Source organism: Pseudomonas sp. 10(2024) (assembly GCF_045164175.1).
GTDB classification, from domain to species: domain Bacteria; phylum Pseudomonadota; class Gammaproteobacteria; order Pseudomonadales; family Pseudomonadaceae; genus Aquipseudomonas; species Aquipseudomonas alloputida.
Window position 1 is genome coordinate 4,565,311 of sequence record NZ_CP174006.1, and the last position, 12,525, is coordinate 4,577,835.

Genomic DNA, 12,525 nt, shown 5'->3' on the forward strand with positions numbered 1-12,525 from the left:
CCCACAGGAGGCGTTAAACCCGCCCCAGTGCCACCGCATGATGGCGCAGGTGTTCCTCGATGAAGCTGGCAATGAAGTAGTAGCTGTGGTCATAACCCGGCTGCATACGCAGGGTCATTTCATGGCCACCTTTGCGTGCCGCCTGTTCCAGCGCTTCAGGCTTGAGTTGCTTCTCGAGGAAGTCGTCACGGTCGCCCTGGTCCACCAGCAACGGCGGGCATTGGCCAGCAGGGGTTTCGGCCAGCAGCACACTGGCATCCCACTCACGCCAGCGCCCACGGTCTTCACCCAGGTAGCGGCTGAAGGCTTTCTCGCCCCACGGACAATCCATCGGATTGCTGATCGGCGAGAATGCCGACACCGAGCGGTAGCGCCCCGGATTGCGCAAGGCGCACACCAGCGCGCCATGCCCACCCATGGAGTGGCCGCTGATGCTGCGCTCGCCCGACGCCGGGAAGTGCGCTTCGATCAGGGCTGGCAACTCCTCCACCACGTAGTCGTGCATGCGGTAGTGCTGGGCCCAGGGTTGCTGGGTGGCGTTGAGGTAGAAGCCAGCACCCAGGCCAAAGTCCCAGGCGCCGTCCGGATCGCCCGGCACCTGCTCGCCACGCGGGCTGGTATCGGGGGCAACGATGATCAGCCCCAGCTCGGCGGCCAGACGCTGGGCGCCGGCCTTCTGCATGAAGTTCTCGTCGGTGCAGGTGAGGCCGCTGAGCCAGTACAGTACCGGCAGCTTTTCGCCCTGCTCGGCCTGCGGCGGCAGGTACACAGCGAACACCATATCGCAACCCAGCACCTTGGACTGATGCCGGTAACGCTTGTGCCAGCCGCCGAAGCTCTTCTGGCAGGAGATGTTATCCAGGCTCATGGCAGACCTCAGAAGTGGATCACGCTACGGATGCTCTTGCCTTCATGCATCAGGTCGAAGGCCTTGTTGATGTCTTCCAGACCCATCGTGTGGGTGATGAAGGTGTCCAGCGGGATCTCGCCTTTCTCGGACATTTCCACGTAGCTCGGCAGCTCGCTGCGGCCACGCACGCCGCCGAACGCCGAACCACGCCAAACCCGACCGGTAACCAGCTGGAACGGACGCGTGGAAATTTCCTGGCCGGCACCGGCCACACCGATGATGACCGACTCACCCCAGCCCTTGTGGCAGCATTCCAGGGCGGCGCGCATCAGTTGAACGTTGCCGATGCACTCGAAGGAGAAGTCCACGCCACCATCGGTGAGGTCGACGATCACTTCCTGGATCGGGCGATCGTAGTCTTTCGGGTTGACGCAATCGGTGGCACCCAGCTGGCGGGCGATTTCGAACTTGGCCGGGTTGATGTCGATGGCGATGATACGCGAGGCCTTGGCCTTGACCGCGCCGATCACGGCCGACAGGCCGATGCCACCGAGGCCGAAGATGGCCACGGTATCACCTGGCTTGACCTTGGCAGTGTTGAGTACCGCGCCGATACCGGTGGTGACGCCGCAGCCCAGCAGGCAGACCTTTTCCAGTGGTGCTTCTTTCTGGATCTTGGCCACGGAAATTTCCGGCAGCACGGTGTATTCGGAGAACGTCGAGGTGCCCATGTAGTGGAACAGCTGCTGGCCCTTGTACGAGAAGCGCGTGGTGCCGTCCGGCATCAGGCCCTTGCCCTGGGTGGCGCGGATGGCCTGGCACAGGTTGGTCTTGCCCGAGAGGCAGAACTTGCACTTGCCGCATTCCGGGGTGTACAGCGGGATGACGTGGTCACCCACGGCGAGCGAGGTCACCCCCTCGCCTACCGCTTCGACGATGGCACCGCCTTCGTGGCCGAGGATCGACGGGAAGATACCTTCCGGGTCAGCACCGGAGAGGGTATAGGCATCGGTGTGGCAGACACCGCTGGCGACCACGCGCAGCAGCACTTCACCGGCCTTTGGCATGGCCACGTCGACTTCGACGATTTCCAGGGGTTTCTTGGCTTCGAACGCTACGGCAGCACGGGACTTGATCATCAAAGGTCTCCAGACAGTGGATCGATTCAGTCATGCAGTGTAATTCAGCGCCTTTTGATGAATAATCAGGCCAAAGACAAAACATTATTGCCACACAGGGATAATCGATGAGCAGCCGATGGGAAGGCATCGACGAATTTGTCGCCGTGGCCGAATCGGGCCAGTTCACTGCCGCCGCCGAACGCCTGGGGGTTTCCTCATCGCACATCAGCCGGCAGATCGCCCGGCTGGAGGACCGCCTGCAAACGCGTCTGCTGTATCGCAGCACCCGCCGTGTAGCCCTGAGCGAAGCCGGGCAGACCTTCCTGCAGCATTGCCAACGCTTGCAGGATGGCCGTGAGGAAGCGCTGCGCGCCATGGGCGACCTGGCCAGCGAACCCAAGGGCTTGTTGCGCATGACGTGCGCAGTGGCCTACGGCGAGCGCTTCATCGTGCCGCTGGTGACGCGATTCATGGCGCTGTACCCGCAGTTGCGCGTGGATGTGGAGCTGAGCAACCACACCCTCGACCTGCTGCATGAAGGCATGGACCTGGCCATCCGCCTGGGCCGCCTGGCCGACTCTCGCTTGGTGGCTACCCGCCTGGCGCCAAGGCGCATGTACCTGTGTGCCTCGCCGGCCTATCTTGAGCGCTATGGCCGGCCACACAGCCTGTCGGAGCTGGCGCGGCACAATTGCCTGGTGGGGAGTTCGGACTTGTGGGCGCTACAGCAGGATGGCCGTGAGATCAGCCAGCGGGTACAGGGTAACTGGCGCTGCAACAGTGGCCAGGCAGTGCTGGATGCGGCGCTGCAAGGGATCGGGTTGTGCCAGTTGCCGGATTACTACGTGCTGGAACACCTGAACAGTGGTGCGCTGGTGTCGCTGCTGGAGTCGCACCAACCGCCGAATACGGCGGTGTGGGCGCTGTATCCGCAGCAGAGGCACCTGTCGCCGAAGGTAAGGCGGCTGGTGGATTACCTGAAGGAGGGGTTGGCGGGGTTGCCGGAATATCGTTTCGGCTGACGGGATGTGCTGCATGTACTGGCCTCTTCGCGGGTGAACCCGCTCCTACGACGGCCTGCGTCCAACCACCGGTGTGTGTCTACCACCGTGTAGGAGCGGGTTTACCCGCGAATACGGTGGCGGCGGCAACGGTGGACGGCGGGTAGGGATTGGCCAGCAGGCCCGGCCCTTTCGCGGGTGAACCCGCTCCTACGACGGTCTGTGTCCAACCACCGAAGCCTGTGTAGGAGCGGGTTTACCCGCGAATACGGTGGCGGCGGCAACGGGGAACGGCGGGTGGGGATTGGCCAGCAGGCCCGGCCCTTTCGCGGGTGAACCCGCTCCTACGACGGTCTGTGTCCAACCACCGAAGCCTGTGTAGGAGCGGGTTTACCCGCGAATACGGTGGCGGCGGCAACGGGGAACGGCGGGTGGGGATTGGCCAGCAGGCCCGGCCCTTTCGCGGGTAAACCCGCTTGTATGGTTAGACTTGAAGGGGTGGTGGGACTAAATGCCCGATTCTGACTGTTACGAGCAGTACAGACCGTGGGAGACATCGCCCCACCCCTTCCACCAAAGCGCCGATAAAGAATGCATCGTTTGCAAGCGACGATAGAAGCAAGCCAGCGCCTCTTGGTGAAAGCCCCTCAAGCCGAAAAACCATAACGTGGAGAGCCGCCGATGGCAATGCAGGTAGTGAAGTCGATCATCGGAGCGGACGTTGCAAAAGCTGAATTGGTGATCCATCACGAGGAGCGTGATGAGATCATCAAGCTGAAAAACTCTAAATCTGAAATCAATAAGTGGCTCAGGCAGCAGCCACTGAACACGGCTATCGCCGTTGAAGCGACCAACATCTATCACTTGGATCTGGTCGAGCTAGCCCATGGCATGGGCTTCGATGTTTATGTCATTGATGGATTTCAACTGAGTAACTATCGCAAGAGTGTTGGCGGCCGAGTCAAAACTGACCCGTCCGATGCGCGGTTACTGTCCCGTTTTCTGAAAAACGAGGGTGAGGATCTTCGCCCTTGGACCCCGCCTCCCGCCGTCTACGGCAAGCTGCAGAGCCTTCTGCGGCGCAGGGCTGCGCTGGTATCGGCACGTACTGCAATGACGCAGAGCTGGGCTAACGAGGGCCTGTTGAAAGCGGCCTTCGAAACCTTCGTCAAGTCGATAGAACGGCTGGACTTGCTGATACAAAAGAAGATCAAAGAAGTATTGCGAGAGGCAGGGCTGCTTGAACAGGTTATTCGCTGCCAAGCCGTGGAAGGTATTGGTTTTCTCACAGCGTCAGCACTGGTAATGGCATTTATCAGAGGCGAATTCAAAAGCAGTGACGCTTACATCGCCTTCTTGGGGATGGATCTGCGAGTGAATGACTCCGGGCAAAAGAATGGACGCCGCCGCCTTACAAAGCGAGGCTGTTCGGAGATCCGTCGTTTGTTGCATAACGCAGCGATGTCGGCCAGTAGGTCAGCTACCTGGAAAGACGTGTATGAGCAGTATCGGAGCAACGGTAAAGCAACGACTCAGGCATTAGTGATCTTGGCTCGCAAGCTCGCTCGCGTCGCATTCGCCCTGATGCGAGATCAGGGCGAATACGTCACCAAAAGCCGAAAATTGGCTTGCTGAAAACCATAGAATCTCCTACGACGGTCTGTGTCCAACCACCGAAGCCTGTGTAGGAGCGGGTTTACCCGCGAAAAGGCCAGCCCAGGAGAGCGCTCAGCGTTTAACCGCCCAGCGCTGGCGCAACCATTCGAGATCTTCGGGCCGGGTCACCTTTATGTTGTCACTGCGCCCTTCCACCAGCCGCGGCGCCTGACCGGACCATTCGATGGCCGAGGCTTCATCGGTCACCACCACATCCGACACCAGGCACTCAGCCAGCGCCCGATGCAACGCTCCAAGGCGGAACATCTGCGGTGTGTACGCCTGCCAGATCGTGCTGCGGTCCACGGTAGCACTCACCCGGCCATGGCTGTCGGCACGCTTGAGGGTATCGCGCGCTGGCACCGCCAGCAGGCCACCCACCGGGTCGTCCGCCAGCTCCGACAACAGCTTGTCCAAGTCGCTGCGCGCCAGGTTCGGCCGCGCAGCATCGTGCACCAGCACCCAGTCGCTATCCCCCGCCCCCTGGGCATGCAGCACCAGCAAGGCGTTAAGCACCGAGTCAGCGCGTTCACGCCCGCCCGCCGCGCACTGGATGCGTGGGTCGCTGGCGCAGCGCAGGCCAGGCCAGTACGGGTCGTCTTCGGCAATGCTGACCACCACGCCCTTAAGCGCCGGATGGCCAAGAAAACAGTCGAGGCTGTGCTCGAGAAGAGTCTGCCCAGCCAGCTCCAGGTATTGCTTGGGGCGGTCGGCAGCCATGCGGGCACCTACACCCGCCGCAGGGATCACGGCCCAGAAGGCCGGCAAGGTATCGATCATTTCTGTGGCAACTGGAAGAGGGTTTCGCCCTCTTTGACCATCCCCAATTCATGGCGGGCCCGTTCTTCAACGGTCTCCATGCCTTTTTTCAGCTCTAGCACTTCAGCATCGAGCACACGATTACGCTCGAGCAAGCGCTCGTTTTCGGCATGCTGATCGGCAATCTGCTGCTTCAGTTCGGTCACTTGCGCCAGGCTGCCGTTACCCACCCACAGGCGGTACTGCAGGCCACCCAACAGCAAGAGCAGAACGAGGAACAACCAATAGGGACTGCGCATCACGTTATCCAGGTTAAAAAGGCTGCCGCGTACTTTTTACTTCGGGGCCTCGAATAGCACGAAGCCTGGCCGAGGCCAGGCTTCGTCGACAGAAACCCGTTAGTACGTAGGAAAGTTCAGTACGAACGTTCCTACAACTCCGGCTGCTGCCTTTTTACCATCTCTTGCTTAGCCGCGAAACTCGGCACGACCGCGATAAACCGCTTTGGCGCCCAGTTGCTCTTCGATGCGCAGCAGCTGGTTGTACTTGGAAACGCGGTCGGAACGGCACAGCGAGCCCGTCTTGATCTGGCCAGCAGCAGTACCCACAGCCAGGTCGGCAATGGTCGAGTCTTCGGTTTCACCGGAACGGTGCGAGATCACTGCAGTGTAACCAGCAGCCTTGGCCATCTGGATGGCTTCCAGGGTTTCGGTCAGCGAGCCGATCTGGTTGAACTTGATCAGGATCGAGTTACCGATGCCCTTCTCGATGCCTTCCTTGAGGATCTTGGTGTTGGTCACGAACAGGTCGTCACCGACCAGCTGGACTTTTTCACCGATCTTGTCAGTGAGGATTTTCCAGCCAGCCCAGTCGGACTCGTCCAGGCCGTCTTCGATCGAAATGATCGGGAAACGCTCGGTCAGGCCTTTCAGGTAGTCGGCGAAGCCTTCGGCGTCGAACGACTTGCCTTCGCCGGACAGGTTGTACTTGCCGTCTTCGTAGAATTCGGAAGCCGCGCAGTCCAGGGCCAGGGTCACGTCGGTGCCCAGCTTGTAGCCGGCTTTTTCAACCGCTTCAGCGATGGCGCCCAGGGCGTCTTCGTTGGATGCCAGGTTAGGGGCGAAACCACCTTCATCACCTACGGCGGTGTTCAGGCCACGGGCCTTCAGCACAGCCTTGAGGTGGTGGAAGATTTCGGTACCCATGCGCAGGCCGTCAGAGAAGGTCTTGGCGCCAACCGGCTGAACCATGAACTCCTGGATGTCGACGTTGTTGTCGGCGTGCTCGCCACCGTTGATGATGTTCATCATCGGAACCGGCATCGAGTACTGGCCCGGGGTGCCGTTCAGGTTGGCGATGTGCGCGTACAGCGGCAGGTCCTGGTCCTGGGCAGCAGCTTTGGCGGCAGCCAGGGAAACAGCCAGGATGGCGTTGGCGCCCAGCTTGGCCTTGTTCTCGGTACCGTCCAGTTCGATCATGGCGCGGTCCAGAGCCTTCTGGTCGGAAGGATCCTTGCCCAGCAGCAGGTCACGGATCGGACCGTTGATGTTGGCGACAGCCTTCAGCACGCCCTTGCCCAGGTAACGGCTCTTGTCGCCATCACGCAGCTCCAGCGCTTCGCGCGAGCCGGTAGAAGCACCGGACGGCGCGCAAGCGCTGCCGATGATGCCGTTGTCGAGCAGTACATCGGCTTCCACAGTGGGGTTGCCACGCGAATCGAGAACTTCACGACCTTTGATGTCGACGATTTTTGCCATTGTTGTAAGCACTCCAGAATTTGACGAAAACAACTTAGCTTAGGAAATTCTTGCCGTTCACCAGGCGAACTTGCTTTGGGCAGGCCTGATGAAGGGAGCCCCTGACCGACTGGTCAGGGGTGGATCGGGCGGTACTTTACCCGAGAAATGAGCTTTACGCGGTTTCTACCGTCGGAAAACTTTTCACCAGGTCGTCCAATTGCTTGAGCTGGACCAGGAACGGCTCCAGTTTATCCAGGCGCAGGGCGCATGGGCCATCGCACTTGGCGTTGTCCGGGTCGGGGTGGGCTTCGAGGAAAAGCCCGGCCAGGCCCTGACTCATGCCGGCCTTGGCCAGGTCAGTGACCTGGGCCCGACGACCGCCGGCGGAATCGGCGCGGCCACCCGGCATCTGCAGGGCGTGGGTCACGTCGAAGAACACCGGGTACTCGAACTGCTTCATGATGCCGAAGCCCAGCATGTCGACCACCAGGTTGTTGTAGCCGAAGCTCGAACCACGTTCGCAGAGTATCAACTGGTCGTTACCGGCCTCTTCGCACTTGGCCAGGATGTGTTTCATTTCCTGAGGTGCGAGGAACTGAGCCTTCTTGATGTTGATCACCACGCCGGTCTTGGCCATGGCCACCACCAGGTCAGTCTGCCGCGACAGGAAAGCCGGCAGCTGGATGATGTCGCATACCTTGGCGACGGGCTCGGCCTGGTAAGGCTCGTGCACGTCGGTGATCACCGGCACGTTGAAGGTGCGCTTGATCTCTTCGAAGATCTTCAGCCCCTCTTCCATGCCAGGGCCACGGTAGGACGTTACCGACGAACGGTTGGCCTTGTCGAAGCTGGCCTTGAACACGTACGGGATACCGAGCTTCTCGGTAACCCGCACGTACTCTTCGCAGACCTTCATCGCCAGGTCACGGGACTCCAGAACGTTCATGCCGCCGAACAGGACGAACGGCTTGTCGTTGGCGATCTCGATGTTACCGACGCGAATGATCTTCTGGGTCATCGATCAGGCCTTGTTCTTCTGAGCCAGGGCTGCCTTGACGAAACCACTGAACAGCGGGTGGCCGTCACGCGGGGTGGAGGTGAACTCCGGGTGGAACTGGCAAGCGACGAACCATGGGTGATCCTTGGACTCGACCACTTCCACCAGCGCGCCGTCTTCGGAACGGCCGGAAACCACCAGACCAGCGTCCACCAGTTGTGGCAGCAGGTTGTTGTTCACTTCGTAGCGGTGACGGTGACGCTCGGTGATCACGTCCTTGCCGTAGCAGTCGTGCACCTTGGAACCGGCAGCCAGCTGGCAGTCCTGTGCGCCCAGGCGCATGGTGCCGCCCAGGTCGGAAGCCTCGTCGCGGGTCTCGACGGCACCGGTGGCATCGGCCCACTCGGTGATCAGGCCGACCACTGGGTGGCCGCTGTTACGGTCGAACTCGGTGGAGTTGGCGTCTTTCCAGCCCATCACGTTACGGGCGAATTCGATGACGGCCACCTGCATGCCCAGGCAGATACCCAGGTACGGTACCTTGTTCTCACGGGCGTATTGCACCGCGGTGATCTTGCCTTCCACACCGCGCAGGCCGAAACCGCCCGGTACCAGGATGGCATCGGCGCCTTCGAGCAGGCTGGTGCCCTGGTTCTCGATGTCTTCCGAATCGATGTAACGCAGGTTGACCTTGGTCCGGTTGGTGATGCCGGCGTGGCTCATCGCTTCGATCAGCGACTTGTACGCATCCAGCAGCTCCATGTACTTGCCGACCATGGCGATGGTCACTTCGTGCTCCGGGTTGAGCTTGGCATCGACCACCTTGTCCCACTCGGACAGGTCGGCGCCATTGCACTGCAGGCCGAAGCGCTCGACGACGAAGTCGTCCAGGCCCTGAGCATGCAGCACGCCCGGGATCTTGTAGATGGTGTCGACGTCTTCCAGCGAAATCACCGCACGCTCTTCAACGTTGGTGAACAGCGCGATCTTGCGACGCGACGAAGCATCGACCGGGTGGTCGGAGCGGCAGATCAGCACGTCAGGCTGCAGGCCGATGGAGCGCAGCTCCTTGACCGAGTGCTGGGTCGGCTTGGTCTTGGTTTCGCCAGCGGTGGCGATGTACGGGACCAGGGTCAGGTGCATCAGCATGGCACGCTTGGAGCCCACTTCGACACGCAGCTGGCGAATCGCCTCGAGGAACGGCTGCGACTCGATATCACCCACGGTACCGCCGATCTCCACCAGGGCCACGTCGGCATCGCCGGCACCCTTGATGATGCGACGCTTGATTTCGTCGGTGATGTGCGGGATGACCTGGATGGTCGCGCCCAGATAATCACCACGACGCTCTTTGCGCAGCACGTGCTCGTAGATACGGCCGGTGGTGAAGTTGTTGTTCTGGGTCATGGTGGTGCGGATGAACCGCTCGTAGTGCCCCAGGTCGAGGTCGGTCTCGGCGCCATCGTGGGTGACGAACACTTCACCGTGCTGGAACGGGCTCATGGTGCCCGGGTCGACGTTGATGTACGGATCCAGCTTGAGCATGGTGACCTTCAGGCCCCGCGCTTCCAGGATGGCCGCCAGGGAAGCCGAGGCAATGCCTTTCCCCAATGAAGAAACAACACCGCCCGTGACGAATATGTAGCGCGTCATGAAAAACCCTAGAAGTCTGCGTTAAGGCGGCCAGCGCCGCCGGAGAAAGCGAAGGAAGGCCGAAGCCCCCGATCACCTGCGTCAATCACAGTGCATCTCGAAAAACTGCCGCGTCTGTACAGCCAGGGTATACCCGGCATGGCGTTCGCTCGTCATTTCCAGAATCAGCTCGGCAAAAAACTGCTTGGTAATCGGCAACCCCTGTGTTTTCGCGGAACCCACAGAAGTTGTATCAAGAAGGGAGGGTAGTCTACCGGAATGTACCCTTCAGCTCAAACCTTGCGCGTTCGTCGGTAACTGCCAGTGCAGTTGGCAATCCGCCTGCACCAGCCCGGGCAGGTTGGCCACCGCCAGCAGGCGTTCGCCGTGATACAGCAACGGCAGGCGCGAGCGCAGGAAATGCGGCACCTGCTGTTCGTTGAGCAGGCGCTTGAGGTCCCGCCGGCCACGGCCGGGAACCTCCAGCATTTCACCACCCTGACGGTAGGCAATGCGCAACCCGCTCGGCACGGCTGCGCCAACAAGACGCACGCAACCATTACCCGGCAACCGCAACGGTCGATCAGGATCGGGCCAGGCCAGCGAGCCAGCCGGTTGCTGTAGCCAATCACCGCTCAGCCACCAGATGCGCCCGTGGCTACGCACCAACCGTCCATCGGCAAGCCGCCAGACTGGCCGGGCATCGGCAGCGGCATCGCGCAGGTCTGCCCAGCCGGCCCAGTGCCGGGTATCGGGCAAACGGGTGCGCTGGTTCAGCCAGTACTGCAAGGCATTGCGCTGACGGGCCGGCGATAACGCCAGCAGGGCGGCCAGGTCGAGGGAATCCAGCCCCGGCCAGGCGATGGGCGCCCCCTTGCCCGCAAGCGCCAGATCCTCTTGGGCCAGTTCGTCCAGCAAACCCAGCGCCTCGCCCAGATGCTCTGCTGCCCGGGCGAAGTTCTGGCTGGCCTGTGGCCAACGTTGCTGCAAGTGCGGCATCACTTCGCCGCGCAGGTAGTTGCGGGCGAATTGTGTGTCGACGTTTGACGGGTCTTCGATCCAGGTCAGCCCTTGGACTTGGGCATAATCCTGCAAATGTTGCCGGGAACAGGCCAGTAACGGCCTGACCAGGCGGCCCTGCCCCAGGGTCCGCTGCCCCGGCATTGCCGCCAGGCCCCGCAGGCCGGCGCCGCGCAACAGACGGAACAGCAGGGTCTCGGCCTGGTCGTCGCGGTGCTGGCCGGTGAACAGGATATCGCCCGGGCCGAGCACTTGCCTGAAGGCGGCATAGCGGGCATCGCGAGCGACCTGTTCAAGGCTGGCGCCTGGGGAGACCTGGACGTGGATGACCTGAAGTTCAACGTCGAAATTGTCGCAGATGGCCTGGCAGTGGGCGGGCCAGGCGTCGGCAGCAGCTTGCAGGCCGTGGTGGATATGGATGGCGCGCAGCGGGGGGGATGCGTGGTTGCGGGCGTATTCGGCCAGCAGGTGCAGGAGGACGGTGGAATCGAGGCCGCCGGAGAAGGCGACGTACCAGGTGGGGGCGTTGAGCCAAGGAGTGAGGTTGATCATCTAGCCCTCGCTCGATTCCAGAAAGCATTCGCGGGCATGCCCGCTCCCACACGTACGGCGCAAGCCTCAAGGGCAGCGCAATACCTGTAGGAGCGGGTTTACCCGCGAACACCGGCGAAGCCGGTGCCATCAATCACAAGGGCCGCAAAACGGCCCCGGGGCAAATCAGAATCAGAGGCCGTAGCTCATCAGGCGCTCGTAACGACGGGCCAGCAGCGCGTCGTTGTCGAACTTGCCGAGCATGTCCAGCTGCTGCACCAGATCGGCACGGATGCTTTCGGACATCTTGGCCGGGTCACGGTGGGCGCCGCCCAGCGGCTCCTGGATGACCTTGTCGACAATGTTCAGGCTCTTCAGACGCTCGGCGGTGATGCCCATGGCCTCGGCCGCGTCTGCTGCTTTATCGGCAGTTTTCCACAGAATCGAAGCACAGCCTTCCGGCGAGATCACCGAGTAGGTGGAGTACTGCAGCATGTTCAGTTGGTCGCACACGCCAATGGCCAGTGCACCACCGGAACCACCCTCACCAATCACGGTAGCGATGATCGGGGTTTTCAGGCGTGCCATGACCCGCAGGTTCCAGGCGATGGCTTCACTCTGGTTGCGCTCTTCGGCGTCGATGCCCGGGTAGGCGCCCGGCGTGTCGATGAAGGTCAGGATCGGCATCTTGAAGCGTTCGGCCATTTCCATCAGGCGACAGGCCTTGCGGTAGCCTTCCGGGCGCGGCATGCCGAAGTTGCGACGCACTTTCTCGCGCACTTCACGGCCCTTCTGGTGGCCAATGACCATGACCGGCTTGCCGTCCAGACGCGCAGTACCACCCACGATGGCGGCGTCGTCAGAGAAGTGACGATCCCCGTGCAGCTCTTCGAACTCGGTGAAGATGTGCTCCAGGTAGTCCAGGGTGTAAGGACGACGCGGGTGACGGGCCAGGCGGGCGATCTGCCAGCTGGTCAGGTTGCCGAAGATGCTTTCGGTCAGGGTGTTGCTCTTGTCTTGCAGACGGGCAATTTCATCGCTGATGTTCAGCGAGTTGTCGTTGCCCACCAGGCGCAGGCCTTCGATCTTGGCTTGCAGGTCGGCAATCGGCTGTTCGAAGTCGAGGAAATTCGGGTTCATAGTCATCCGTCTTGGGTCTACGGCCAGGCGGCCGGCCGGTTGATCCGTTTGGCGCCATACCTTAAGGGATCAGGCGCAT

At 61.5% G+C, this 12,525-nt stretch carries 11 protein-coding genes; 2 read left to right on the forward strand and 9 right to left on the reverse strand.

Features of this window, described 5'->3' with window-relative positions:
• Positions 1 to 13: 13 nt before the first annotated feature.
• The gene (gene fghA, locus ACI7M0_RS20680; RefSeq protein WP_104887140.1) at positions 14 to 868 is read right to left on the reverse strand and encodes an S-formylglutathione hydrolase; all 855 of its coding nucleotides are present in this window, start codon (positions 866 to 868) and stop codon (positions 14 to 16) included.
• An 8-nt stretch (positions 869 to 876) separates the two neighbouring features.
• Positions 877 to 1,989: an S-(hydroxymethyl)glutathione dehydrogenase/class III alcohol dehydrogenase gene (locus ACI7M0_RS20685; protein ID WP_014592131.1), complete on the reverse strand. Its 1,113-nt coding sequence runs from the start codon at positions 1,987 to 1,989 to the stop codon at positions 877 to 879.
• A gap of 107 nt (positions 1,990 to 2,096) precedes the next feature.
• Between ACI7M0_RS20685 and ACI7M0_RS20690 the strand changes: the two genes are divergently transcribed.
• Together ACI7M0_RS20690 and ACI7M0_RS20695 are read left to right on the forward strand one after the other, a co-directional pair.
• On the forward strand, positions 2,097 to 2,993 hold the full coding sequence (locus tag ACI7M0_RS20690) for a LysR substrate-binding domain-containing protein (RefSeq protein ID WP_064493437.1): 897 nt from the start codon (positions 2,097 to 2,099) through the stop codon (positions 2,991 to 2,993).
• Positions 2,994 to 3,653: 660 nt separating this feature from the next.
• Positions 3,654 to 4,607 (forward strand): IS110 family transposase, encoded by a 954-nt coding sequence (locus ACI7M0_RS20695; RefSeq protein ID WP_392523497.1) that lies wholly within the window; start codon positions 3,654 to 3,656, stop codon positions 4,605 to 4,607.
• Positions 4,608 to 4,700: 93 nt separating this feature from the next.
• Here ACI7M0_RS20695 and ispD read toward each other — a convergent pair whose 3' ends face one another.
• The 7 genes from ispD to ACI7M0_RS20730 all read right to left on the reverse strand — a co-directional run bounded on the left by ispD (position 4,701) and on the right by ACI7M0_RS20730 (position 12,446).
• The gene (ispD, locus tag ACI7M0_RS20700; protein WP_129933756.1) at positions 4,701 to 5,408 is read right to left on the reverse strand and encodes a 2-C-methyl-D-erythritol 4-phosphate cytidylyltransferase; all 708 of its coding nucleotides are present in this window, start codon (positions 5,406 to 5,408) and stop codon (positions 4,701 to 4,703) included.
• Entirely contained in the window at positions 5,405 to 5,686 is a 282-nt protein-coding gene (ftsB, locus tag ACI7M0_RS20705) for a cell division protein FtsB (protein WP_004576849.1), read from the reverse strand. The genes ispD and ftsB overlap by 4 nt, the downstream gene beginning before the upstream one ends.
• 168 nt (positions 5,687 to 5,854) lie before the next feature.
• Positions 5,855 to 7,144 (reverse strand): phosphopyruvate hydratase, encoded by a 1,290-nt coding sequence (gene eno, locus ACI7M0_RS20710; protein WP_003252333.1) that lies wholly within the window; start codon positions 7,142 to 7,144, stop codon positions 5,855 to 5,857.
• 154 nt (positions 7,145 to 7,298) lie between these two features.
• Positions 7,299 to 8,144 (reverse strand): 3-deoxy-8-phosphooctulonate synthase, encoded by an 846-nt coding sequence (kdsA, locus tag ACI7M0_RS20715; protein ID WP_010952685.1) that lies wholly within the window; start codon positions 8,142 to 8,144, stop codon positions 7,299 to 7,301.
• A gap of 3 nt (positions 8,145 to 8,147) precedes the next feature.
• On the reverse strand, positions 8,148 to 9,776 hold the full coding sequence (locus ACI7M0_RS20720; protein ID WP_012270851.1) for a CTP synthase: 1,629 nt from the start codon (positions 9,774 to 9,776) through the stop codon (positions 8,148 to 8,150).
• 267 nt (positions 9,777 to 10,043) lie between these two features.
• Positions 10,044 to 11,327, reverse strand: coding sequence for a tRNA lysidine(34) synthetase TilS (gene tilS / locus ACI7M0_RS20725; protein ID WP_129933757.1), 1,284 nt, complete (start codon positions 11,325 to 11,327; stop codon positions 10,044 to 10,046).
• 171 nt (positions 11,328 to 11,498) lie between these two features.
• Positions 11,499 to 12,446, reverse strand: coding sequence for an acetyl-CoA carboxylase carboxyltransferase subunit alpha (locus ACI7M0_RS20730; protein WP_003252323.1), 948 nt, complete (start codon positions 12,444 to 12,446; stop codon positions 11,499 to 11,501).
• Positions 12,447 to 12,525: the final 79 nt, after the last annotated feature.

Coding starts and splice junctions, on each gene's coding strand:
- ACI7M0_RS20685 (WP_014592131.1), bottom strand. CDS start 1,989: ATGATCAAGTCCCGTGCTGCCGTAGCGTTCGAAGCCAAGAAACCCCTG.
- ispD (WP_129933756.1), bottom strand. CDS start 5,408: ATGATCGATACCTTGCCGGCCTTCTGGGCCGTGATCCCTGCGGCGGGT.
- ftsB (WP_004576849.1), bottom strand. CDS start 5,686: ATGCGCAGTCCCTATTGGTTGTTCCTCGTTCTGCTCTTGCTGTTGGGT.
- ACI7M0_RS20695 (WP_392523497.1), top strand. CDS start 3,654: ATGGCAATGCAGGTAGTGAAGTCGATCATCGGAGCGGACGTTGCAAAA.
- ACI7M0_RS20730 (WP_003252323.1), bottom strand. CDS start 12,446: ATGAACCCGAATTTCCTCGACTTCGAACAGCCGATTGCCGACCTGCAA.
- fghA (WP_104887140.1), bottom strand. CDS start 868: ATGAGCCTGGATAACATCTCCTGCCAGAAGAGCTTCGGCGGCTGGCAC.
- kdsA (WP_010952685.1), bottom strand. CDS start 8,144: ATGACCCAGAAGATCATTCGCGTCGGTAACATCGAGATCGCCAACGAC.
- ACI7M0_RS20690 (WP_064493437.1), top strand. CDS start 2,097: ATGAGCAGCCGATGGGAAGGCATCGACGAATTTGTCGCCGTGGCCGAA.
- eno (WP_003252333.1), bottom strand. CDS start 7,144: ATGGCAAAAATCGTCGACATCAAAGGTCGTGAAGTTCTCGATTCGCGT.
- tilS (WP_129933757.1), bottom strand. CDS start 11,327: ATGATCAACCTCACTCCTTGGCTCAACGCCCCCACCTGGTACGTCGCC.
- ACI7M0_RS20720 (WP_012270851.1), bottom strand. CDS start 9,776: ATGACGCGCTACATATTCGTCACGGGCGGTGTTGTTTCTTCATTGGGG.